We start from the raw sequence: 23,008 nt of genomic DNA on the forward strand, positions 1-23,008 counted from the left end.
TCAGACCGCTTTGCTGAGGGTGACGCCAAGGCGGCTCAGGGCCAACTTCAAGGCATCGGCCAGGTTGGCTTTGGTCACCACGCCTTGCAGGTCGAGGCCCAGGTGCACGATGGTCTGCGCGATCTGCGGACGTACGCCGCTGATGATGCAGTCGGCGCCCATCAGACGAATCGCAGTCACGGTCTTGAGCAGATGCTGAGCGACCAGGGTGTCGACGGTCGGCACGCCGGTGATGTCGATGATGGCGATTTCCGAGCCGGTATCGACGATACGCTGCAGCAGGGACTCCATCACCACCTGAGTGCGTTGCGAATCCAGGGTGCCGATCATCGGCAGCGCCAAAACACCATCCCACAGTTTGACCACTGGCGTGGACAGCTCCAGCAGCTCTTCCTGCTGACGCTTGATCACCGACTCGCGGGATTTCTGGAACGTGCGGATGGTATGCAAGCCGAGGTTGTCGAACAGCTCGGAGACTTCCCACTGCTGCTGAGCGAGCTCTTCGGGCTGGTCACGGTAATGGCGTTGCAGCAGTGCGAACAGCGGGCCCTTGAGGGCGAAGATGAAGCTAGCAGCCTGATGGGAGTCATGACCAAGCAATGCGCGGCTGGACGACAGGCGCTCCAGAAATTGGCGCACGTCTTCCCAGCTGGCAGCGGCGATGTTGGTACCAGCACCGTTTTCGAGCCCGGCGACGGTCAGTTGCAGAAACTCCGCGGTCTGCTGCTGCAGATCCTGCTCCTTGAGGTTGCGAGTCGAACCGCTCGCCTCCAGGCCCCTGGTCCACTCATTGAGCAGTTGTGCCTGATTGTTCTTGATAGCCTCGATGGTGCCGATCTGCAGTGCTGCCATGTGCCATTAACTCCTGAACGAATACGGATCTTTACCGAACTTACCGCTGTTAGACAGTGACAGGACGGCTTCGGGATAGTTGGAGATAGTTTTTCGCCACGCATAGTACGAGCAAATCATCCCCATAAAGAAGTGCTGAACAGAGCAAAATGACATCATTTTCGGCGAACTGAAACGCAACGCTCATCTCGCGGCGAACCAGCGGCTCGACAGGCTTTGCCACATGCGCGGCTCTGCTCGGCGGCCCGCCGAACGGTAGGCGTGTCATGGCAGCATGAAATCATTAGTGCCCGTATACTGGCGTCACTCCAATGACATGGAACAACACCCATGCGCCTCGACACGCTGACACTCAAAGCCCGCCTGATCATCGCAGTAGCCATCCCCTGCACCGCTCTGATTCTGGTCGCGGTGACCAGTCTCAACAGCATGTCCAATATGCAGAAAGAGGCGAGCGCGCTCTACCTCAACACCTCAGCGCCCATGCGCGCCATGGCCGAAGCCGCCTCGCGGATTCCGCGCATGCGCGTTGGCATCGACATGATGCTGCTGCAGGACACCGCACTGCGTGACGAGCGCGGCGTCAAAACCCGTGTGCAGGAAGCCCTCAACGAGGACATCCCCGGCATGCGCGAAGCCATGAGCAACGCGGTCAAGGCGCAGGTCAATCCGGAGCGCCGGGCACAGGCGCAGCGGCTGCTCGATCAGTTCGAGACAATGCTCAACAACGAGCTCACGCCCATGCTGCAGGCACTCGATGGCGGCGACATGGCCAGAGCCCAGCAGATTTATCGTGACCAATACGCAAAGAGCTACGGCGCCATGCGCCTGGGCGCCAACGAACTGCTCGATGCCCTGCTGCAGCAGGCCGAACAGCAGAACCAGCGCAGCACCGACAACTACAACGACGGCCGTACTCGTCAGTTGACGATCATCGTGCTGGGCCTCCTGGTGTCGTTCATCGCGTCCTGGCTGATCGTCGCCAACCTGCGGCGTCGCGTGTCCATCCTGCAAAGCAGCCTGGGCAATGCCGCCGACAACCTGGCACTGAATGCGCGCATCGAACTGAGCGGCAGCGATGAATTGAGCGATATCGCCCAGAGCTTCAACCGCTTTCTGGAGAAGATCCACGGCATCATGCAGCAACTGGCCGGCAATTCGCGGCAACTGTCCAACATGGCCCGCGAAGTGGCCGAGCGCGCGCAGTTGACGCAAAGCAATTGCACCGCCCAGAGCGACCGCACCGTGCAGGTGGCTACCGCCATTCACGAATTGGGTTCGACGGTCAACGAAATTGCCGGCAATGCCGAGAATGCCGCCCGTATGGCGCGCGAAGCCACCGAGCACGCCACCACGGGTGGCGAAGTGGTCACCCAGGCCAACCGTCAGATCGGCGCACTGAGTGGCGAACTGGATCAGGCTTCACAGGTGATCGGCGCACTGGCCGGACAGATCGACGCGATCAGCGCCACTCTGGGCACCATTCGCAGCATCTCCGAGCAAACCAACTTGCTGGCCCTCAACGCCGCTATCGAGGCGGCACGTGCAGGCGAACAGGGCCGCGGCTTTGCCGTGGTGGCCGATGAGGTGCGCACCCTGGCGAGCCGTTCCGGGGCCTCGACCAATGAAATCCAGAAGGTCATCGACCGCCTGCAAGCCGAATCCCGCTCAGCGGTAGAAGCCATGGCCAAAGGGCGTCAGCAGAGCGAGTTGGTGGTCGAATACGCCAGCAAGGCCTCCGAAGCACTGGTACAGATCAACGGTCAGATCAGCCAGATCAGCGACCAGAATATCCAGGTCGCCACCGCCACCGAAGAGCAGTCCTGCGTAGTCGAAGAGATCAACCGCAACGTCGAGCAGATCAACCAGCTCACCCAGGAAACCACGGCAATCGCCGATCAGTTGAACGATGCCAGCAGCAACCTGCAGAGCCTGTCCCGAGACCTGGATGGCCTGGTGGGCAACTTCAAACTGTAATCGCACCGTTGCAGGCCACCGCCAGCAAGTTGCTGGCGGTAACCATCCCGCAAGCCCTCAGCACTCCTCCACCGCGCAGTGGAAACCCCACATGTCACTGCAGGGCGCCCCCCGGCCTCGCCTGAACATTGTGAGCAGAGAAGATCGGCCAACTGAGCATCCGCCCCATCACATACATTCAGCCGACTGGCTGCAAAGAACCAGTGATGATTGTTATGACAAACGGTGGGCGGTCAGATTTTTGCCGACGTCGACAGTTGCAGCCACAACGAGAACAAGCCCAGAACCATCCAGAAAATGGTGAACAGCCACGGTGAGCGCAGCGAGAATCTCAGGGACTTGTAGTAGCGCTCATTACTGGACTCATGCTCGCTGAACAACGGTGACTCGTCGTAAGCATGGCCAAACTTGGGCTCACTGTGCAGCAGTTGTTCCTGCTTGAAGTGCCAATGGCCGACTATCGCCGACGATGCTCTTATCCCAGGCCAGGCATTCAGCGAACTGACGATCCCTAGCAGCGCCAGCATGGCGGGCACCACCAAGGTGAACAGGTCCCCCCACTGCGGATTCGAGTTCGCCATGGACGAGGCGTAGGCGATGACCAGAAATGACTGAGCGGACAAATAAGCGTTGGTTCGATCGGCGAGCAGCCTGGTTTCGTACTGGATCTCCCGACGGTAGAAATCCAGGCGTGCTTTCGGCGTACCGAACATCAGTGAATCGGAAACATCCTGGGGCTCAACCATGGAAATTGAGGAGGGAGTGATGCCGGGCACGTCAGTTACCTCCATCCATACGCCTAGACAACCCACCAAGAGAACATCGGCATGCATGAGAAGCCGGGCCATGATCGTGCAGAGCCATGATAGGCGGCGAAAAATTGCCAACAGCTAAGGCGTAACTGCCGTGATGGATAGGTGAGTGCATGGAATCTCCGGGGACACGAGTGCGTGATGCAGATTCCGAGAGGGCCGCTGACGTTAAGTTCAGGCCTGTGGATGAGTGGCCAGCAGTCGTTCCGCCCCAAGAACCCGCGAACACCATGCCGGCCGACGCTGCTCAAGCCGCTATTGGCGCCGCTTGAGCAGCGCGATAAAGAACAGCCCGCCCAACGCCGCCGTGGCGATGCCGATGGGCAGGTCTTCCGGCGCGATCAGCGTGCGTGCGGCAACGTCCACCCAGACCAGGAATAACGCGCCCAGCAAGCCGCTGACCGGAATCAGCCGACGATGCTCAGCGCCGACCAACGCGCGGGCCACGTGCGGCACCATGAGGCCGACGAAACCGATGGCGCCGGACAGCGACACCAGCACGCCGGTCAGCAGCGAGGTGCAGACGAACACCTGCAGGCGCAGCCGCTTGCCACTGAAGCCCAGGCTCACCGCGGTCTGCTCGCCGCTCATCAATGCATTCAGCCCGCGCGACAGCACCAGCAACGCCACGAAACCGGTGGCCACGCAGACCGCCGGCAACCAGATCACGTCCCAGCGCGCTGCGCCCAGACCGCCGAGCATCCAGAACACCACCGAAGCCGCCGCGTGGTGATCGCCGGTGTACAGCAGCAGGTTGACCAGCGCCATCAGCACGAACGACACCGCCACGCCGGCCAGCAGCAGCCGGTCGCTTTCCAGCCGACCACTGCGCCGTGCCACCGCCAAGACCAGCAGCATGCTCCCAGCAGCGCCGATAAAGGCAGCCAGCGGCAGGCTGAACACCCCGAGGAACTCGCCCAGATACAGCACCACCAGCACCGCGCCGAGCGCTGCGCCAGAACTGACACCGAGCAGATGCGGGTCGGCCAGCGGGTTGCGGGTCACCGCCTGCAGCGCGGTGCCAACGAGGGCCAGCCCGGCGCCGACCAGCGCGCCGAGCAATACCCGCGGCGCCCGAATCAGCCAGACGATGGGCTCCTGGCTGCGGCTCCATTCGGCGCCCAGCTCCAGGCCCAGCTGCTTGCCGAGGATCCCCCAGACAGTGGCCAACGGCACCGCTGCCGGGCCGAAGCCCAGCGCCATCACACAAGAGAATGCGAGGACGACGCACAGGCCGATGATCAGCGCCCGATAGGCCGCTGCGCTGCGGATCGGCATCAGCGGCTCCCCGACTGCGGATGCAGGCCGGCGGCGAGCTTCTCGATGGCCGTGGCGTTCTCTACCGACGGCGTGACCTCCAGGTAGGACAGCACCACGAAACGCTGCTCGCGGATCGCCGTCACCGCCTGCAGTGCCGGATTGCCGAGCAGAAAATCACGCTTCTGCTGCCAGGAACGCGGGCCGTAGTCGACAATCACGATCACCTCGGGGTCGCGCTCCACCACGCTCTCCCAGTTCACTTGGATCCAGCTGGCCGTGACATCGTCCATCACGTTGTGCCCGCCTGCCGTTTCGATCAATGCCTGGGGCATGCCCATGCGCCCCGAGGTGGTCGGACGGTCTTCGCCGCTGTCGTAGAGAAACACCCGCGGCGCGCTGCCGGTTTGTTTGACAGTGTTGCGCACGGCCTCGATGCGCTCGCGCAGTTGCCCGACCAGTGCCTCGGCCCGTGGCTGCACCGCGAAGATCCGCCCAAGGTTGAGCAGGTCGCGGTACAGGTCATCGAGGCTGGCGCCCTGCTGTTTCATCACCCAGGAACAGGACTCACTGAGTTCATAGACGGCGATTCCGAAGGGCTGCAGGGTCGTCGGGGTGACCGCGCCACCGACCCGCATGCCGTAGTTCCAGCCGGCGAAGAACAGATCCGCGTCGGCCTCCAGCAAGGTTTCCACGGAGGGATAGCGGCTGGCCAGTTCGGGTACATCGCCGAGTGAGTCCTTGAAGGCCGGATCCAGGGTTTTCCAGCCGCTGATGCCGGTATAGCCGACCATGCGATCGCGCAGGCCGAGGGTGACCAGCATGCTGGTCATGTTGATGTCGTGGCTGACCACGCGCTGCGGCGCCTGCTCGAAAGTCACGTCACGGTCACAGCTACGTACCGTGAGTGGATAGTCGCTGGCAACTGCCGGCAGCGCGAGCAGCGCCAGCGACAGACTGCAAAAGTATCTAAAGGTCTTCATTGGGTAATCCAGGTGATCCGTGGGTAGGCATGCAGCGGATGGCTGTCGACCAGCGCCTGCACACCGAATACGCGCTGCAACAGCTCGGCGCTCAGCACCTCGGTGGGTGTGCCGCTGGCGACCAGGCGGCCGGCAGCCATGACATAGAGGCGGTCGCAGAAAGCCGCCGCCAGGTTCAGGTCGTGAAAGCTGGCCAGGGTACTCAGGCCGAGGCTGCGCAGGTGCCGCAACAACTCCAGCTGGTAGCGCGGGTCGAGGTGGTTGGTCGGCTCGTCTAGAATCAGCAGACCGGGTTGCTGCACCAGCGCCCGGGCCAGCAACACCCGTTGTTTCTCGCCGCCGGAAAGGTTGGCGAACGCCTGACCCGCCTGCGCAGTCAGGCCGACATGCTGCAGAGCCTGGGCCACCAGTTCGGCGTCCTCGGCGCTGTCGCCGGCGAACAACCCCTGGTGCGGCGTGCGCCCCATGGCGACCACATCGGCGACGCTGAGGCCGAACTCCTGGGGAAACTCCTGCAGCACCACGGCGATGCGCTGCGCACTCCAGCGCGGGGTCTGCCGCCAGAGGTTCTCGCCGTCGAGATGCAAGCTGCCGCTCGCCGGCTCGCTGGAACGATAGGCGCAGCGCAACAGGCTGGTCTTGCCGCTGCCGTTGGGGCCGATAAGGCCGACAAACTCGCCTTCACCGATATGCAGATCGATGTCCTGCAACAACCAGCGTGGCGCAGTGCGCCGACTTTCAACGGCCCATGACAGCTTTTCGATGCTTAGCCTCGACATGCCCGACTCCTACTTGTGGCGCACCGGCAAACTACCCGGTGCGCCGGCGTTTAGAAGCTGTAGTCAGCGCTGACGAAGAACGAGCGTGGCTCGCCCAGGTACCACTGCTGGCCATTGTTGCTCGTGGTGGTGGCGTACTGACGGTCGAACAGGTTGTTCAACTGCAGGCCGAGGGTCAGATCCTTCTGCAGATGCCAGTCGAAGTTGGCGTCCACCACGGTGTAACTCGGTACCCTGACGCTGTTGGCGTTGTCGGCGTAGCGGCTGTCCACGTAACGGGCGCCGGCACCGACGCTGAAACGCTCGGCAAAGTCCTTGCTCAACCACAGGTTGGCGGAGCGACGCGGCACGTTGGTGGGGCGATTGCCCTGGAAATCGTCGCCACCGCTGACGAACTCGTCGTACTCGGCGCGCACCAGTGCCGCGTTGGCAGACAGCTGCGCGGCATAGGGCAGGCGCAGCTCGAGGGTCGCCTCGATACCATCCGAGGATTGCTGACCAACCTGCTGCTGGACGGTCGGGTTGGCCGGGTCGGTACTGAGCAGCTTGTTCTTGACGATGTGATAGGCGGCCAGCGTCCACTCGCCACGGTTATCGAAAAACTGCTGTTTGATGCCCACTTCGGTTTGCTTGGCGGTGCTCAGATCCCACTGCTGCTGGCCCGCACTGAGAGTCAGCAGGTTGCCGACGCCTTCGGTGCTGGTGGCGTACTGACCGTACAGCGACAAGTCATCGGTCAGCGCGAACACCAGGCCGGCGCGCCAGTTGTTGCCGGTCAGGCTACGGTCGCTGCGGGTGCCGGCCAGCAGATCATCACGATTCAGGTGTACCTGGTCACGGCGCACACCGGTGACCAGTGCCAGTTGCTCGGTGAGCTGCGTGCGGTTCTCGGCGAACAACGAGAACTGACGCGCCTGATTGGCTTCGCGAGCGCGATACGGGTCATTGCTGATGTAGCTACCACCACCGGACTGGCCAAGTGGCACGCTGTCGCTGAGGGTATTGCCGAAATCATGCTTGCGCACGAAACGGATGGAGTTGTAGTCCACGCCAACCACGGTGCGGCTGTCGAGGCCGAACAGCGAATGCTGCAGGGTGAACGTCTGGCGGTCGCCGATCTGTTCCTGGGTGTGCTTGATGCTGATGAAATCGCTACGCTCGACTAAATCACCCGGCTGCCAGGTGTAGGTTTCAGCGTTGCGCCAGCGCCGCTGGGTCTTGAGGTAGTACAGCTGGTTGCTGGCACTCAGGTTGTCGCTGATCGTCCAGTCGGTCACCAAGCGGGTCGACTGGTCGTTGTACTGCAGCGTGGCGTTCTCGACGTTGTAGTTACGCTCGCGCAGGCTTTCGCGGTAGTGACCATCCACCAACGGCGTGCCGAAATACTGCTGCGGCTCCTGATTACCGTAATCGTGGCTGAGGGTGAAGCTCAGGTCGTCGGTCGCCTCCCAGCGCAATGCAGCACTGATGGCCAGGCTCTCGGAATCACCACGGTCGACCCAGCCATTGCTGGCCTGCTGATTGAGATTGAAACGGTAGCTCAGGCGGTCGTTCAGGGAGCCGCCGCTATCGAGTGCCATCTGTTGACGATCATCGGAGCCGTAACCCAGACGCACGCGATTGCGGATCTCGCCCTCGAAAGGCTTCTTCGGCACCACGTTGATCACCGCGCCCGTCGCCCCTTCGCCGTACAGCACCGACGCCGGGCCACGGAGGATGTCGATACGCTCCACCGACCAGGTATCGACCGGAAAGGTCACGGTGCCGGCGCCGACATAAAGACGGGTGCCGTCATACAGCTGCATGGTCGAGCTGTGCCCGGTAAAACCCCGGGCGGACAACGCGGTGCCGCCATTGCCGGGCGTGCCCATGAAGGTGATGCCAGGTGAGCGGGTGACGGCCTCCTGGACGGTGGTGTTGTTGCGCTTCAGGATCTGCTCGGCGCCAATGCTGCTGACGCTGGCGGGCGTTTCCAGTGGCGTCAGATTCAGGCGCGAGCCGGTCGTTGCCAGCGTATGCAGATCAGGCGGCGACGACTCATCGGCCGTGCCGGTGATCGCCGTCGAGGGCAAGGCTATGGAAGCGTTCGACTCGGCGGCCTGAGCCGGCAAGGCGAACAGCAGCGCACAGGGCAACAGCCCAACACGCAGGGATTTGCCCGACAGGGCATCGAACAGGGAATATCGGGACATGTCGTTCCACTCGAAACAGGAATGAATGAATCCCGGAGGGAACAACGCATAGGGAATCGCAGGCGCACGAAGCCCACGGAAACCGGCCTGCGCCCGCCCACCGCGGGTTTGCCAAACAGAAGTTTCGGGCCGGTCTCCGGGCTCACGAGGGTCATGAAGCATTCACCTTCCCATGCCATGGCACAGTGGTTAATCGAATGCTTCGCTCGCATACCGTTGCGGGGGCAGCGCCGGACTGATCATGTTCATGACGAACCGGCTTCCCGTTTCACCCCATGCACGGCGGCATGGGACACCTGAAACTGGCGCGCATCTGACCATCGAAGCGTCGAGCCGTCAATCATCGCCATGCAGCGGCCTCGATCCATGCACCATGGCATCGCCGGCTGGGATAACATCGCCCGACCTCGGATTGGCCAGGAAACACAGGATGCAGCGAGACGATGAACGAGCGACCGGCAGGCGCTCCTCTACCGCCCCAGGCAAGCCGCCGACGCTGGCGGATGTGGCCAAGGTCGCAGGCGTTTCGCCGATCACCGTGTCGCGCACGCTCAACCAGCCGGAGATCGTCCGCCCGGAACTGCGCGAAAAGGTCTTTCGTGCCGTGCACAAGACCGGCTACGTGCCGGCCATGCTCACCGGCGTGGCCGAGCAGCGCAGCCGGCTGATTTCCCTGCTGGTGCCGACGATTGCCAATTCGATCTTCTCGGACACGGTGCAGGCGCTGATCGACACCCTCACCGAAGCCGGCCACGAGACGCTGATCGGCCTGACCAACTACAGCGCCGAACGCGAAGAGCAGCTACTCGACGCCATCTTGCGGCGGCGCCCCGATGGCATCGTACTGACCGGCACCCTACACACCAAAGCCAGCCGCACGCGCCTGTCGCGCTCGGGCATTCCGATCGTCGAGTCCTGGGATCTCGCGCCGCGGCCGCTGGACATGTTGGTGGGCTTTTCCCACGAAGCGGTCGGCGTGGCCACCGCGCGCTACCTGATGGGCAAGGGCTATCGGCGCTTCGCCGTGGTGACCCTGGATGACCCACGCGGCCACCGACGCTGCGAAAGCCTGATCAGCGAACTGGCGAGCCAGGGGATTACCGAGGTGCCGCGCGTGGTGTTGCCGCCACCGGCAACGGTGAACCTCGGCCGTGAGGGCCTGCAGCGTCTGTTAGCAGGTCGCGAGCGCCCGAATGTACTGGTGTGCAGTTCCGACACCCTGGCCCACGGCGTGCTGGAAGAAGCCACCGAACTGGGCATTCGCGTGCCGCAGGATCTGGCGGTGATGGGCTTTGGCGACCTGAGCAGCGCCGCGCACCTGCACCCGGCCCTGTCCACCGTGTGCATCAACGGCGCGGACATCGGCATACAAGCGGCGCGCGCGCTGGTGCAACGCCTCGATCATCCCCACGAAGAGCCAGTGAAAGTGCGCATCGATACCGGTTTCAGGATCATCGAACGGCAGAGCGCATAGCCTGTTTTGCACTTAACAGCGAAAACCCACGCACGCTTCAACGCCAGGGAGCAAACCAACCTAGTCCATCTTCAGTGAGGCCTCTCGGGTTGTATTCACAACCAATCCAGCCGTCATAGCCAAGTTCGTCGAGCAGGGCGAATAGCTGCGGATAGTTCACCTCGCCGGTGTCCGGCTCGTGGCGATCCGGTACGCCGGCAATCTGTATATGCCCGACCCCAGCCTGAAAGCGTTTGAAGCACGCCGTAAGATCGCCCTCCATGATCTGCGCATGAAAAAAATCCATCTGCACCTTCAGATTTGGCTCGCCCAGCTCGGCGAGAATGGCGTGGCCCTCTGCCTGATAATTGATGAAATAACCGGGTATCGAGCGGCTATTGATCGGCTCGATCAGCAGTGTCAGTCGGTGCTCGGCCAGGCGGCGAGCGGCATAGCGCAGGTTTTCCAGGTAGACCTCGCGCATCCGCGGGCGCATGCCCTCCTCGCTCACCAACCCGGCCATCGCATGCAGCTTCGGGCAGCCCAGCGCATGGGCATATTCGATGGCGCGATCGACCCCCTCGCGGAACTCCGCCTCGCGCCCCGGCAAGGCGGCAATGCCGCGCTCTCCCGCCGCGAAGTCACCCGGCGGCAGGTTGAACAACACCTGGCTCAAACCATGCTCGGCCAGCCGTTCGGCCAGCTCGGCCGGGGTGAAATCATAGGGGAACAGGTATTCAACGCCCTTGAACCCGGCAGCCGCGGCGCGGCCGAATCGCTGAAGAAAGGGAGCATCGCTGAACATCATGCTGAGGTTGGCAGCAAATCGTGGCATGGCAGTCACCATTGAGCGCCGAAGGTCTGGCGCAGTTCGTCAATTTGTTCATCGTCGAGCGGGCGTACCGGCTGCTGGCGCAGCAGCAAGTAGAGCTTGGCGGTTTCTTCCAACTCTTCGATGGCGTAGGTGGCCGCCTCCAGACTCTTGCCCGAGACGACAGGCCCATGGTTGGCGAGCAACACGGAGCTGTGTTGCCCCACCAGGCCACGAATCGCCTCACCCAGTTGTGGGTCACCGGGGCGGTGGTAAGGGATCAGTGGCAAGCGGCCAACGCGCATCACGAAATAGGGCGTCAGCGGGGGCAGGCAAGAGGTTGTGTCCAGGCAGTCCAGGCAGGAGACAGCCGCCGAATGGGTGCAGTGCAGGTGCACGATGGCGCCGGAGTCCTCCCGACCCTCGTACACCGCACGGTGCAGAAAGGCCTCCTTGGAGGCCGGCTTGCCCGCCAGATGGTTTCCCTGCCAGTCGAGTTTAGCGATATCGGCTGGGTCCAGCCGCCCCAGGCAGGCATTGGTCGGGGTCAAGAGCCAACCATCATCAAGGCGAACGCTGATGTTGCCTGATGAGCCGGGGCTCAGTCCGCGCAGGTACAGCGAGCGGCCGATCTCGACGATTTCCTCGCGCAATGCACTTTCGTTGCTCATGCCAGCCTCTCCCATGCCTTGATCATGAAATCGGCACTGCCGAAGTTACCGGACTTGAGCGCTAACGCCAGTGGCTTGCCGGATTGGCCGAGCGTTTGAGTCCAGGGCACACCCGGGTCGATGCTCGCGCCGATGCGCAATCCTTCGATGCCCAGCGCCCCGACTACCGCGCCAGAGGTTTCACCGCCAGCCACCAATAACTGGCCGATGCCCTGCTGCTCGACCAACCCTCGCGCAACCGCCGCAAGGGCCGCTTCGATACGCTCGCCAACCTGCTGGGTACCGAACTGCTGCTGAACGCGGCGCACCTCCTCGGGCGGGCTGCTGGCGTAAATCAGCACCGGCCCCTTTTGTTGCTCGGCCCAAGCCAGCGCCTCGGCGACCAACGCATCACCACGGGCCATCAGCTCACCCGCCTCGATGCGAAACGCCGGATACAGCGCTGCGGCCTGCTCGATCTGCGCGAGGGTCGCCCTCGAGCAACTGCCACTGAGAATCGCCTGGCGCCCCCAACCCGGCTCCAGCTGGCTCGCTTCGCCACTGGCCTTAAGCAACCCTCTGGCTTGCCAATCCTGCGCCATCCCCAACGCCAGGCCTGAGCCCGCGGTTACCAGCGGCAGCTCGGCACAAGCGGCGCCCAACACAGTCAAGTCATGGTTATCGGTGGCATCACAGATGGCGATGCCGACGCCTTCGGCACGCAACGCGGCGATCCGCTGGCGTGTCGCGTCGACGCCGGCCCGCAGGGTGCGGTAGTCGATCAAACCAACCAGGTGAGACGTCTGCGGCTGCAGCACGCGCAACAGGTTGGCATCGTGCATGGGCGTGAGCGGATGGTCTTGCATGCCGCTCTCATTGAGCAGCACGTCGTTGGCGAACAAGTAACCGTTGAATACGCTGCGGCGATTCTCCGGAAAGGCCGGGCAGGCGACGGTGAAGTCACTGCCCAGGGCCTGTAGCAGCGCATCACTGACCGGGCCAATGTTGCCTTCGGCGGTGGAATCGAACGTCGAACAGTATTTGAAGTAGAACTGCTGGCAACCCTGCTCACGCAGCCACTCGAGCGCCGCTAGCGATTGGCGCACGGCCTCGGCGGGCGCCAGGTTGCGCGATTTGAGCGCCACAACCAGGGCGTCAGCATCGGCTAATTCCAGCGGCCGAGCCGGTATGCCGATGGTCTGTATGGTACGAGCGCCGCCACGCACCAGCATGCTGGCAAGGTCGGTCGCGCCCGTGAAGTCATCGGCGATGCATCCGATCAAGGGCATGTTCACATCTCCTCGTTGGCGGCAGCGGGCAGGCGGATACCGGGAAAGATCTTCGCCACGGCAATATCATCTTCGCGGCCCAACCCGGCAGCCGAGGCCTGCTTGAACATCTGGTGCGCGCTGGCGGTCATGGGCAGCGGGAATACGGCCTCCTGCGCGCTGTCGAGCACCAAACCGAGATCCTTGACGAAGATGTCCACCGCCGAACGCGGCTGGTAGTCACCCGCCAGCAGGTGCGGCACGCGGTTTTCGAACATCCAGGAATTACCTGCGCTGTGGCTGATCACCTCATACAAGGCCTGCGGATCGCAGCCCTGGCGAATGCCGTAGGCCATGGCCTCGGCCGCGGCGGCGATGTGTACGCCCGCCAGAAGCTGGTTGACCAGTTTGATCTGCGAGCCCTGGCCGGCTTCGTCGCCCAGTCGGTAGACCTTGGCAGCAACAGCCGCCAACGCTGATTCACAGCGTTCGAAGGCAGCCGCAGGCCCAGAGGCCATGATGGTCAACTCCCCCGCCGCAGCGCGCACCGAGCCACCGGAGATGGGTGCATCGAGCATCAGGATCTGCTGCTCGGCCAAGCGCTTGGCGATGCGCCTCGCCGCTGCCGCAGAAATCGTCGCGCAGGCGATCACCACAGTGCCCGGGCGCAATCGCGAAGCGACGCCCTGTTCGCCGAACAACAGCTCTTCGGTTTGTTTAGCGTTGACCACCACGATAAACAGCAAGTCACTGGCCGCAGCACTCTCAATCAACGCCTCAACGGGTTTGCCACCTTCTGCTGCGAAGGCCTGGCTGACCTCTGCGCGGGTGTCGTAACCCCATACCGGCAAGCCGGCGCGCAACAGGGAGCGCGCCATACCCAGGCCCATGGAACCTAGGCCGATCACGCCAATGTTGGATATCGCTGTCATCTGAATGAGTCCTCTTGTGATTTTTATAAGACGGCGTCTGCCTCGCTTTGCGCTTCGCGCAGGCGAGTTTCGGCATTGCGTAGATGCATCGAGGCCGCGTGCCGGGCTGCCTCGCTGTCACCGCTGACAATCGCATCGAGCAACGCATGGTGCTCATGGTCGACCTGGCGCATGTACTGCGCATTTTTCGCCTCGTTGCGGCGGGTCACGCTGATGGCCTGCTGCAATAACTGGTGGAGAAAGTCGATGGTTTCGAGAAAGTGCTGGTTGCCGGTGGCGGCGACCACGGAGCGGTGAAAGGCGAGGTCTTCGCGAACACCGTCCTCGCCCCGTTCGACCGCTTCATCGAGCTCGGCCAGTGCGTTGCGCATCGCCCGCAACTGGGCGCTGCTACGGCGTGTAGCCGCTAGCTCGGCAGCTTTGATTTCCAGCGCACTACGCAGCTCGATGATTTCCACCACCGCCGCAAAATTGCCTTGTGGTTGCGGCATGCGTAGCGCCACCGAGGGGTTAGCCACGACGAAGGTACCGCTGCCCTGGCGCGAGACGAGCATGCCTTCGCGCTTGAGCATCGAGGTGGCCTCGCGCACCACCGTGCGGCTTACCCCGTACTGCTCGCACAAGGCCTGCTCGGTGGGCAGCCGCGCACCTGCGGCGAGCTGACCTTCGTGAACCGCCGTACTCAGGCGCTTGGCCAGCCGTTCGGCGAGCTTGGGGGTGGTTTCGTTGAGCCTATCCACTTGCATCTCCTGGCAACCGCCACGCCTGTTTTCCATCACTGATGACGAAGAAGAACGGCGCGAACGGTTGCATCGACATTAAATTCATCATACAACATGACAACTACCTGTCACCTGATTCATCAATAACAAGAATACGGGGCGCACTTATCACCCCGAATATTCTCCCAAGCGGAGCCTCATGCATGAATATTTTGGTAACTGGTGGCGCCGGATTTCTCGGCGCCCGCCTGATCGAGGCGTTGCTCGCCCCCACCGCAAGCGACCTTTTAGGAGCCAATGACCATATCGTCTCGGCCGACCTGGCGCCCTGCCCGGTTGAGGATCCACGTGTCACCTCACACATCGGCGATATTTGCGACCCGACCTTCATCGCCTCGCTGGTCGGCTCCGATACACGTGTGGTCTATCACCTGGCCGCAGTCGTCAGCGGTCAGGCAGAAGCGGACTTCGACCTAGGTCTGCGTATCAACTTCGATGCAACCCGAGCGTTGCTCGAAGCTTGCCGGCAACAGGAGCAGGTGCCGCGCTTCGTGTTCGCCAGTTCACTGGCGGTATTCGGCGGCCCTATCCCTGAGCAGGTTCCTGAATCCCTTGCGCCATTGCCACAGTCCTCCTACGGGGCGCAGAAGGCCATGGCAGAACTGCTGATCACCGACTACTCGCGCAAGGGCTTCGTCGACGGCCGTGTGTGCCGGCTGCCGACCATCTCCGTACGCCCCGGCAAGCCCAACGCCGCCGCCTCGTCGTTCGCCAGCGGCATGCTGCGCGAACCGCTGGCGGGCGAGCCAAGCAACTGCCCGGTTCCGCTCGATACCCGCCTGTGGCTGTCCTCGCCCGGCACCGTGATCGACAACCTGCTCCACGCAGCGCGGCTCGACGGCGAGCTGCTCGGGCAGCGTCGCACCCTGAATCTGCCGGGCATCTGCGTGCGGGTCAGCGAGATGCTCGACAGCCTGGCGCGTGTCGGCGGCGACGCGGCTCGCCAACGAGTCAGCTTCGAGCCCGATGAACGCGTGCAGCGCATCGTGTGCAGTTGGCCGGGCGACTTCGATATCAAACGGCCATTGCAACTGGGTTTCACGGCCGACGCGGACTTCGACAGCGTCGTCAACGCTCATCAGCACGACATGCATCGCTAACCAGTACGGCGCCCCAGCAGCGCCGTTGTTCCAGCTAATAAAAACAAGAGGAATCAACAATGGAAGCAACATCAGTGGCCGGCCCACAATTGATGGTCGGCCTGGTTCTGGCCATCGTCGTATTGATCGTGCTGGTCTTGAAAACGCGTATCCACGCACTCCTGGCGCTGATCATAGCCGCCTCGATCTCCGGCCTGATCGGCGGTATGGCACCCGATGCGCTGGTCAAATCCATCACCACCGGTTTCGGTACAACGTTGTCCACCATTGGTCTGGTCATCGGCTTCGGCGTGATGATGGGGCGCCTGCTGGAAGTCTCGGGCGCTGCCGAGCGCATGGCCTACAGCTTCGTCCGCTGGCTCGGCAACAAACGCGAAGAGTGGGCGATGATGGTCACTGGCTACATCGTCTCGGTGCCGATTTTCTGCGACTCGGCGTTCGTCATTCTCAACCCGCTGGTACGCGCACTGTCGCGTAACACCGGTAAATCGATGCTGACCCTGGGTATCGCGCTGGCGGGCGGCTTGATGCTGACCCACCACGCAGTGCCGCCGACTCCCGGGCCACTGGGAATCGCCGGGATCTTCAATATCGACGTCGGGTTGATGATGTTCTGGGGGGTCGTGTTCACCCTTCCCGCGACATTCGTGTTGGTTGCCTACGCCCGCTTCATGGGGCCGCGCATCGAAGCGATGATCGCCCAGAGCGGCCAGGCGCCCATCGAACCGGCCGCTGCCTACCGCGAAGTACTCGAGCGCGCCGACGCCCGTGAGGCCGAGCTGCCGCCGCTGTGGCTGTCGATGTTGCCGATTCTGCTGCCGATCCTGCTGATCTTCGCCAACACGCTGGTCGGCGTGATTGCCAAACTTGATGCTGCCAGCACCCTCAAGATGAGCATGTTCGGCCAGTGCGTCGCATTCCTGGGCAACCCGGTGATTGCCGTGGGCCTTGGGGTGATTGTCGCGCTGTACGGCTTGGTACCGCGTCGCCCGCGCGATGAGGTGATCGCCGAGATGGAAAAAGGCGTGGAAAGCGCCGGTATCATCCTCCTGGTGACCGGGGCAGGCGGTGCGCTTGGCGCCGTGCTGCGCGACAGCGGTGCAGGCCAGTACATGGGCGAATGGGTGGCGACGCTACCGCTGCCTGCCGTGCTGATTCCCTTCGTGATCGCTTCGCTGGTGCGACTTATCCAGGGCAGCGGCACTGTCGCGATGATCACCGGGGCCTCCATTTCAGCACCGATCCTGGCGACCATTCCCGACGTCAACATGGTGTTCGCCGCCCAGGCCGCCGCGATCGGTTCTATGGTCTTTGGCTACTTCAATGACAGCTATTTCTGGGTGGTCAACCGCATGCTCGGGGTCAAGAATGCCAAGCATCAACTGTTGACCTGGTCGGTGCCCACCACGCTCGGCTGGCTCACCTCGCTGCTCACCCTGCTGTTCTTCAACGCCATTCTCGGCTAACCGCCGCAGGCACCTGCCTACCGCTAGCCTGCCTGCACGGGCGTTAGCGGTAGCGCAGTTACCGACCCTTTTCCTGACATGCCGTCGCGCATGTCTCAGCGCTTGAATGATTACGTAATCAGCTTAACGTCATAGATCACCGCAGATCGCTCCAGGCATCTGCTGGCTCGAACAAGAACGTCAAGCGAGGTAATCAGTGTGAGCGAACAACCCCTTTCCCAAGGCTGTGCAGACCAGGATCAAATCGCCTGGATTCGTATCGCCTCCGTCTTCCTGCCCCTGGCCAACCCGATCAGCGATGCCAAGGTGCTGACTGGCCGGCAGAAGCCGATGACCGAGATCGCCATGCTGTTCGTGGAGATCGAAAGCAAGGATGGCCATCGCGGCCTTGGCTTCAGTTACTCGAAGCGCGCGGGCGGCCCAGGCCAGTTCGCCCATGCCAAAGAGATCGCGCCGGCACTGATCGGTGAAAACCCTAGCGATATCCAGAAGCTGTGGACCAAGCTGTGCTGGGCCGGCGCATCCGTGGGCCGCAGCGGACTGTCGACCCAGGCCATCGGCGCCTTCGACGTCGCCCTGTGGGACATGAAAGCCAAGCGTGCTGGCCTGTCCCTGGCGCGCCTGCTCGGCGCCCAGCGCGACTCGGTACGCTGCTACAACACCTCGGGCGGCTTCCTGCACACGCCACTCGATCAGTTGATGAAGAACACGGATCTGTCCCGTGAAAAAGGTATCGGCGGCATCAAGCTCAAGGTCGGCCAACCCAACTCGGCTATCGACATCGAACGCGTCAGCACCGTGCGTCGCCACCTGGGCGACGACTTCCCGCTGATGGTCGACGCCAACCAGCAATGGGATCGCCCGACCGCCCAGCGCATGTGCCGCAAGTTCGAAGAATACAACCTGGTGTGGATCGAAGAACCGCTGGACTGCTATGACGCCGAAGGTCACGCAGCCCTGGCGGCAGCCTTCGATACGCCGATCGCCACCGGGGAAATGCTCACCAGCGTTGCCGAGCACGCCGAGTTCATCAAGACCCGTGGCGCCGACTACCTGATGCCGGACGCGCCTCGGGTTGGCGGTATCAGCCCGTTCCTGAAAATCGCCTCGATGGCCGAACAGGCGGGCCTGATGCTCGCTCCGCACTTCGCCATGGAGCTGCACGTGCACCTCGCAGCGACTTACCCCACCGAGCCGTGGGTTGAGCACTTCGAGTGGCTGGAGCCGCTATTCAACGAGCGCCTGGAAACCCGTGACGGGCGCATGCTGGTGCCGACGCGACCGGGTCTTGGTCTGTCGCTCAGCGACCGGGTCGCCGGCTGGACAGCGCAGGAAGTGGAGATCGGCCAGCGCGGCTAACCCACCCGGCGACGTCACAGCCATGTAGGGTGGATCGGGCCGCGTAGGCAAGCGTCCTCCACCCTACTCGATGCAATCGGCAATGCCGCCAGCAGATCGGTGACGCGACACTGGCACCAAGGCAGCGAATGCAACTCACGACGATACCGGCCCTGGCGCCGGTATCGGCCGTGGACAGGCTATATTTTCCCGATGATGGCACTTTATCCCCGTGAGTCGACGCACTAAACTGCGCGTCGTTCGCGCGGACAACTACCTTGGATAAAGCGCGTAACGTCGCCGAAAGCTGCACTGGCCATTAAAGCTTCTGCACTGCTGGTCGAATAAATAGAAACCCACGGATGTTTTCTTTGCCAGGAGCTGCGGCATGCAGTCGTTGAAGTCGCTTTACGATTCAATCGAGATGCACTTTTTCGATACCCTGACCAAGAAGTTATCCAGCCTTTTCCTGCTGGTGCTGGTCAGTGGCCTGCTGTTCTGGGTCGCTACCAGCCTGCGTGCCGACATCCTCCAGCAACTGCAAGCCGCGCAGATCGATGCCGCTCTGCTGAGCCGCATCGAGGCCAAGCTCGACACCCTCGGCAATGCGCTGCTGCTCAGTGCGCTGTTCACCCTGGGCATGGTCAGCTTCATGGTCTGGTACTTCCGCCACCTGATCGTGCGGCCGGTCGACAACATGACCCGCGCCCTGGAAGAAATCGCCAACGGCGAAGGCGACCTGTCCCGCGATCTGCCGCTGCTGACCCACGATGAAATCCGCACCCTGGCCAGCACCTGCAACCGCTTCCTGGCCAAGCAACGCGAGATCATCAGCAATGTGCAGGCACTCACCGTGCAGATCGCCGTGGAGTCCGCCCGCTCGCTGAAAAACATCAGCGACTCCAGCGAAAGTGCCACCCACCAGGCACGCTTCGCCAATGAAGTGATGAGCGAGAGCAACAGCGCCGTTGGCCGCATCGCAGAAGTGTCGCAGCAGACTCAGGCGATCTCGGGCACCACCGCACAGAACCTCAGCATGGCCCGCGACTCCTACGCCGAACTGCTGGAAGTAACCGGCAACATCGGCGCTATCTCCAACAGCCTCAACGAATTCGGCGTGCTGGTTTCCGCCCTCAACGAGCGCTCCTCGAACATCAAGTCGGTGGTCGGGCTGATCCAGCAGATTTCCTCGCAGACCAACCTGCTGGCGCTCAACGCGGCCATCGAAGCCGCGCGCGCGGGGGAAAGCGGCCGTGGTTTCGCCGTGGTCGCCGACGAAGTACGCACCCTGGCGCAAAACGTCAGCCGCGCCACCGGCGACATCTCACAGAACATCGACGCCATGCTCAAGGAAGTGGGCTCAACTCACGAGCAGACCGCACTGATCAGCACCAGCGCCCGGGAAACCCAAGTGGTGGTCGAACGCGCCACCGGCCATTTCGAAAGCATGATCGTCGACTTCGAATCCACCAATGGCAAGCTCGCAGAAATCGCCGAGCACATCCAGCAGGTGGCCGATGCCAACACCGGCATCAACGAGCGGGTCACGCAGATCCACGCCGACAGCCAGGCCATCGACGAGCGCATGCAGCGCTCTGCCACCGCCACCCGCGATCTCTCTGGCGTAGCCGAAAAAGTGCAGACGCTGCTCGGCCGCTTCGTGCTCGGCCAAGGCGAACTGGATGCGGCCATCACCCGCGCCAGCCAGTGCCGCGACATCCTGCAGGTTCGCCTGGCCGCGCTGCAGCGCGAGGGCGTGAACCTGTTCGACCAGAACTACCGGTTGATACCCAACACCGATCCCAAGCAGTACATGACCGGCTACACCGAGCGCTTCGCGCAGATCTGCCAGGAAGAGATCGACAAGCTGACCAAGGGCACGTCGGGTGGCATCGTCACCTTTATCGTCGACAACAAAGGCTACTGCCCGGTGAACAACAGCTGGGTGTCGAAAGCACCCACCGGCAATCGCGCCGTCGACCTGCCGGTGTGCCGCAACAAGCGCATGTTCTCCGACCCTGTGGGCCTGCGCGCAGCAACCAACACCCAACGCTTCCTGCTGCAGACCTACCTGCGCGACACCGGCGAGATCATGACCGAGATCGACGTACCGTTCATTTTCGACGGTCGCCACTGGGGCAACATGCGCATGGGCTTCGACGCCTCACGGCTGCTAGCCAAACACTGAGGGTTTTAGCGGCTAGCTGAGGCCTGCTCATGGATTTTCCACAGAGACATGCGCGCGTCGTCAAACAGTCCGCGCACATGCGTCGGCTACTGCATCAAGCGGCCCAGACCTTTTCAGCAGAGATGGAAACAGCCGCTTCCCCTGGCCCTGAGCATGCCTTCGAGGATCAAAAGGCCTGACGAACAGGCAACAGCTGTCCGGCAGGTAGCGTCATGGGGAACCCACGGTGGGTGAAACACTCCAGCCAGGCGCCTGCCCACAAAGGTCGTGAAAGGCTCCGCAAGCGACAGGCCTGCTCAAGCCGCTCCATGCCGAGTGCCTCTGATTCGAACCCTGTTCAAGCACAGGTTTGATTACTCACTCGTCGCCGGCGGTGCCAATGTGGCGAGTATCCGGGCGCGGCACACATCCAGAATTTCCTGGGCCAGCGGGCTGTCGTCTGGGCAGGCTCGCGACAACACAATAGCGCCAACCGCATGAGCAATCGTGTTGATACTTTTGGCTCGTGCTTCGGCTGCCGAGCCTCCATCAAGCTCGGTCGCGGCCAGCTGACGCTCGATACCGGCAGCAAATGTCTCGCGGACAAAGTCCGGCTGACGAGACGCATCGCCACAGAGCGCGGCCATGGTGCAGCCCTCGCCCGGCTCATCGCGATGGCTGCGAGACAGGTATTGCCCCACGAACTCGGATAAATCGGCACCAGCCGTTTGTGCTGCCGATTGCTTAAGCCCATAAACCGCCGCTTCAGCCATCAGATCCGCTTTCGAACCGAAGTGCTTGTAGAAGCCGCCATGGGTAAACCCCGCCGCCGCCATCAGATCGGCGATGCCGATGCCATCGTAACCGCGCTCGCGAAACAGCCTGGATGCCGTCTCGACGATGTGCGCACGGTTTGCTTGCACCTGGGCTTTGCTGACTTTCACGTATTTGGCCTCGCTTGTATGGCGGCAATCTAGAGCGCGATCTTACATTGATGTCGATCTAAATCAAAATTCTTGACACTTATGATTACAAACATAATCATTAAGCCACTTCACTGAAGCCCACACGGCTCCCCACATCACCTAGAGGCATGGCATGACCGACAAGACGATCTTCGACCCCTTCACCCTTGGTGCACTGACGCTCAACAATCGCATTGTCATGGCCCCATTGACCCGCAACCGTGCCGGCGATGGCCTGGCGCCCACTGACCTGACTGCCACCTACTATGCCCAGCGCGCCTCGGCGGGCCTGATCATCACGGAAGCCACTCAGGTCTCCCCGCAAGCTCAGGGTTATCAAAACACCCCCGGTCTCTATACCCCTGAACAGATCGATGCCTGGAGCAAGGTGACCGATGCGGTGCATGCCAAAGGCGGCCGCATCTTCGTCCAGTTGTGGCACGTGGGCCGGGTATCGCACGTTGACCTTCAGCCAGGCGGCAAAGCGCCGGTCGCGCCTTCGGCAATCCGCGCTGAAACCAAAACCTTCGTTAACAACGGCTTTCACGACGTATCCGAACCGCGCGCGCTGGAGCTGGACGAGCTGCCAGGCATCATCGAGGACTTCCGCCAAGCCGCCGCCAATGCGATCGCCGCCGGTTTCGACGGCGTCGAAGTGCACGGTGCCAACGGCTACCTGCTCGAGCAGTTCATCAAGGATGGCGCCAACCAGCGCACTGACCGTTACGGCGGCTCCATCGAAAACAGGGCACGCCTGCTGCTGGAAGTGACGGCGGCAGTGGTCAAGGAAATCGGCGCACAGCGCACGGGCGTGCGCATCTCGCCTGTTTCACCGGCCTCGGGCATCAGCTGCAGCCAGCCGCAACCCCAATACGATTACATCGCGGAACAACTCAGCGCCCTCGGCGTGGCGTATCTGCACGTGGTCGAAGGCGCCACAGGCGGCCCACGCGATAACGCGCCGTTCGACTATGACTCGCTGCGTAGCCGCTTCAAGCAGGTTTATCTGGCCAACAACGGCTACGACCTGGATTTGGCCACGACCCGACTCGCGCAGAGCAAGGCCGATCTGATCGCTTTCGGTCGCCCCTTCATCAGTAATCCGGATCTGGTCGAGCGCCTCAGCACCAATGCACCGCTCGCCCAGCTGGATCCGACCACGCTCTACGGCGGTGGCGCCAAGGGCTACACCGATTACCCAACGCTGGGCTGAACCGAGTCTCT

General features: G+C 62.5%; 18 protein-coding genes, 2 pseudogenes and 1 riboswitch. Of the genes and pseudogenes, 8 read left to right on the plus strand and 12 right to left on the minus strand.

Going from position 1 to position 23,008, the window contains the following annotated elements; translation table 11 throughout:
* Window positions 1-852, minus strand: a complete 852-nt coding sequence (locus ACZ3GY_RS10295) for an STAS domain-containing protein (protein ID WP_465909935.1) — start codon at window positions 850-852, stop codon at window positions 1-3.
* Between the two features lie 330 nt (window positions 853-1,182).
* On the opposite strand from ACZ3GY_RS10295, the pseudogene ACZ3GY_RS10300 reads away from it, so the two are divergent.
* Both ACZ3GY_RS10300 and ACZ3GY_RS10305 read left to right on the plus strand, forming a co-directional pair.
* Window positions 1,183-1,971: pseudogene (locus ACZ3GY_RS10300) on the plus strand (MCP four helix bundle domain-containing protein); the annotation flags it as partial.
* A gap of 57 nt (window positions 1,972-2,028) precedes the next feature.
* Window positions 2,029-2,829, plus strand: coding sequence for a methyl-accepting chemotaxis protein (locus ACZ3GY_RS10305; protein ID WP_463571758.1), 801 nt, complete (start codon window positions 2,029-2,031; stop codon window positions 2,827-2,829).
* Between the two features lie 233 nt (window positions 2,830-3,062).
* On the opposite strand, the gene ACZ3GY_RS10310 is transcribed toward ACZ3GY_RS10305, so the two are convergent.
* From ACZ3GY_RS10310 to ACZ3GY_RS10330, 5 genes and pseudogenes are all read right to left on the minus strand, one after another.
* On the minus strand, window positions 3,063-3,575 hold the full coding sequence (locus ACZ3GY_RS10310; RefSeq protein WP_463566277.1) for a RipA family octameric membrane protein: 513 nt from the start codon (window positions 3,573-3,575) through the stop codon (window positions 3,063-3,065).
* A 321-nt stretch (window positions 3,576-3,896) separates the two neighbouring features.
* On the minus strand, window positions 3,897-4,919 hold the full coding sequence (locus ACZ3GY_RS10315) for a FecCD family ABC transporter permease (RefSeq protein ID WP_465909936.1): 1,023 nt from the start codon (window positions 4,917-4,919) through the stop codon (window positions 3,897-3,899).
* Entirely contained in the window at window positions 4,919-5,881 is a 963-nt protein-coding gene (locus tag ACZ3GY_RS10320) for an ABC transporter substrate-binding protein (protein WP_465909937.1), read from the minus strand. Before ACZ3GY_RS10320 ends, ACZ3GY_RS10315 begins: the two co-directional genes overlap by 1 nt.
* On the minus strand, window positions 5,878-6,660 hold the full coding sequence (locus ACZ3GY_RS10325) for an ABC transporter ATP-binding protein (protein WP_465909938.1): 783 nt from the start codon (window positions 6,658-6,660) through the stop codon (window positions 5,878-5,880). The genes ACZ3GY_RS10320 and ACZ3GY_RS10325 overlap by 4 nt, the downstream gene beginning before the upstream one ends.
* 50 nt (window positions 6,661-6,710) lie before the next feature.
* Window positions 6,711-8,842: pseudogene (locus ACZ3GY_RS10330) on the minus strand (TonB-dependent receptor).
* 120 nt (window positions 8,843-8,962) lie between these two features.
* A riboswitch (cobalamin riboswitch) is annotated at window positions 8,963-9,167 on the minus strand.
* Window positions 9,168-9,282: 115 nt separating this feature from the next.
* Here ACZ3GY_RS10330 and ACZ3GY_RS10335 point away from each other — a divergent pair.
* Window positions 9,283-10,326, plus strand: coding sequence for a LacI family DNA-binding transcriptional regulator (locus ACZ3GY_RS10335; RefSeq protein WP_465909939.1), 1,044 nt, complete (start codon window positions 9,283-9,285; stop codon window positions 10,324-10,326).
* A gap of 37 nt (window positions 10,327-10,363) precedes the next feature.
* Here the strand turns inward: ACZ3GY_RS10335 and otnI are convergent, their stop codons facing one another.
* The 5 genes from otnI to ACZ3GY_RS10360 are packed head-to-tail and all read right to left on the minus strand — an operon-like array spanning window position 10,364 to window position 14,706.
* The gene (gene otnI, locus ACZ3GY_RS10340) at window positions 10,364-11,140 is read right to left on the minus strand and encodes a 2-oxo-tetronate isomerase (protein WP_465909940.1); all 777 of its coding nucleotides are present in this window, start codon (window positions 11,138-11,140) and stop codon (window positions 10,364-10,366) included.
* A 5-nt stretch (window positions 11,141-11,145) separates the two neighbouring features.
* Window positions 11,146-11,787: a 3-oxo-tetronate 4-phosphate decarboxylase gene (otnC, locus tag ACZ3GY_RS10345; protein ID WP_070881757.1), complete on the minus strand. Its 642-nt coding sequence runs from the start codon at window positions 11,785-11,787 to the stop codon at window positions 11,146-11,148.
* The gene (gene otnK / locus ACZ3GY_RS10350; protein ID WP_465909941.1) at window positions 11,784-13,055 is read right to left on the minus strand and encodes a 3-oxo-tetronate kinase; all 1,272 of its coding nucleotides are present in this window, start codon (window positions 13,053-13,055) and stop codon (window positions 11,784-11,786) included. Before otnK ends, otnC begins: the two co-directional genes overlap by 4 nt.
* A gap of 2 nt (window positions 13,056-13,057) precedes the next feature.
* Window positions 13,058-13,966, minus strand: coding sequence for an L-threonate dehydrogenase (ltnD, locus tag ACZ3GY_RS10355; RefSeq protein ID WP_465909942.1), 909 nt, complete (start codon window positions 13,964-13,966; stop codon window positions 13,058-13,060).
* A 23-nt stretch (window positions 13,967-13,989) separates the two neighbouring features.
* Window positions 13,990-14,706, minus strand: coding sequence for a FadR/GntR family transcriptional regulator (locus ACZ3GY_RS10360; RefSeq protein ID WP_463564322.1), 717 nt, complete (start codon window positions 14,704-14,706; stop codon window positions 13,990-13,992).
* Window positions 14,707-14,891: 185 nt separating this feature from the next.
* Between ACZ3GY_RS10360 and denD the strand changes: the two genes are divergently transcribed.
* The 4 genes from denD to ACZ3GY_RS10380 all read left to right on the plus strand — a co-directional run bounded on the left by denD (window position 14,892) and on the right by ACZ3GY_RS10380 (window position 20,840).
* Window positions 14,892-15,848, plus strand: a complete 957-nt coding sequence (denD, locus tag ACZ3GY_RS10365) for a D-erythronate dehydrogenase (protein ID WP_465909943.1) — start codon at window positions 14,892-14,894, stop codon at window positions 15,846-15,848.
* Window positions 15,849-15,907: 59 nt separating this feature from the next.
* The gene (locus ACZ3GY_RS10370) at window positions 15,908-17,314 is read left to right on the plus strand and encodes a GntP family permease (RefSeq protein WP_070881622.1); all 1,407 of its coding nucleotides are present in this window, start codon (window positions 15,908-15,910) and stop codon (window positions 17,312-17,314) included.
* Window positions 17,315-17,512: 198 nt separating this feature from the next.
* Entirely contained in the window at window positions 17,513-18,673 is a 1,161-nt protein-coding gene (locus ACZ3GY_RS10375; protein ID WP_463564320.1) for an L-talarate/galactarate dehydratase, read from the plus strand.
* 367 nt (window positions 18,674-19,040) lie between these two features.
* Window positions 19,041-20,840 carry a methyl-accepting chemotaxis protein gene (locus tag ACZ3GY_RS10380; protein ID WP_463564319.1) on the plus strand — a complete coding sequence of 600 codons (1,800 nt, stop codon included), beginning with the start codon at window positions 19,041-19,043 and terminating at the stop codon, window positions 20,838-20,840.
* A 353-nt stretch (window positions 20,841-21,193) separates the two neighbouring features.
* On the opposite strand, the gene ACZ3GY_RS10385 is transcribed toward ACZ3GY_RS10380, so the two are convergent.
* On the minus strand, window positions 21,194-21,763 hold the full coding sequence (locus ACZ3GY_RS10385; RefSeq protein WP_465909944.1) for a TetR/AcrR family transcriptional regulator: 570 nt from the start codon (window positions 21,761-21,763) through the stop codon (window positions 21,194-21,196).
* 154 nt (window positions 21,764-21,917) lie between these two features.
* On the opposite strand from ACZ3GY_RS10385, the gene ACZ3GY_RS10390 reads away from it, so the two are divergent.
* A complete protein-coding gene (locus ACZ3GY_RS10390) occupies window positions 21,918-22,997 on the plus strand; it encodes an alkene reductase (protein ID WP_465909945.1) in 1,080 nt (359 codons plus the stop codon).
* Window positions 22,998-23,008: the final 11 nt, after the last annotated feature.

Source organism: Pseudomonas sp. PME37.24/006 (assembly GCF_055556635.1).

Coding starts and splice junctions, on each gene's coding strand:
- denD (WP_465909943.1), top strand. CDS start 14,892: ATGAATATTTTGGTAACTGGTGGCGCCGGATTTCTCGGCGCCCGCCTG.
- ACZ3GY_RS10335 (WP_465909939.1), top strand. CDS start 9,283: ATGCAGCGAGACGATGAACGAGCGACCGGCAGGCGCTCCTCTACCGCC.
- ACZ3GY_RS10295 (WP_465909935.1), bottom strand. CDS start 852: ATGGCAGCACTGCAGATCGGCACCATCGAGGCTATCAAGAACAATCAG.
- ACZ3GY_RS10390 (WP_465909945.1), top strand. CDS start 21,918: ATGACCGACAAGACGATCTTCGACCCCTTCACCCTTGGTGCACTGACG.
- otnC (WP_070881757.1), bottom strand. CDS start 11,787: ATGAGCAACGAAAGTGCATTGCGCGAGGAAATCGTCGAGATCGGCCGC.
- ACZ3GY_RS10320 (WP_465909937.1), bottom strand. CDS start 5,881: ATGAAGACCTTTAGATACTTTTGCAGTCTGTCGCTGGCGCTGCTCGCG.
- ACZ3GY_RS10370 (WP_070881622.1), top strand. CDS start 15,908: ATGGAAGCAACATCAGTGGCCGGCCCACAATTGATGGTCGGCCTGGTT.
- ACZ3GY_RS10310 (WP_463566277.1), bottom strand. CDS start 3,575: ATGGTTGAGCCCCAGGATGTTTCCGATTCACTGATGTTCGGTACGCCG.
- ACZ3GY_RS10305 (WP_463571758.1), top strand. CDS start 2,029: ATGGCCCGCGAAGTGGCCGAGCGCGCGCAGTTGACGCAAAGCAATTGC.
- otnK (WP_465909941.1), bottom strand. CDS start 13,055: ATGCCCTTGATCGGATGCATCGCCGATGACTTCACGGGCGCGACCGAC.
- ACZ3GY_RS10315 (WP_465909936.1), bottom strand. CDS start 4,919: ATGCCGATCCGCAGCGCAGCGGCCTATCGGGCGCTGATCATCGGCCTG.
- ltnD (WP_465909942.1), bottom strand. CDS start 13,966: ATGACAGCGATATCCAACATTGGCGTGATCGGCCTAGGTTCCATGGGC.
- ACZ3GY_RS10380 (WP_463564319.1), top strand. CDS start 19,041: ATGCAGTCGTTGAAGTCGCTTTACGATTCAATCGAGATGCACTTTTTC.
- ACZ3GY_RS10325 (WP_465909938.1), bottom strand. CDS start 6,660: ATGTCGAGGCTAAGCATCGAAAAGCTGTCATGGGCCGTTGAAAGTCGG.
- otnI (WP_465909940.1), bottom strand. CDS start 11,140: ATGCCACGATTTGCTGCCAACCTCAGCATGATGTTCAGCGATGCTCCC.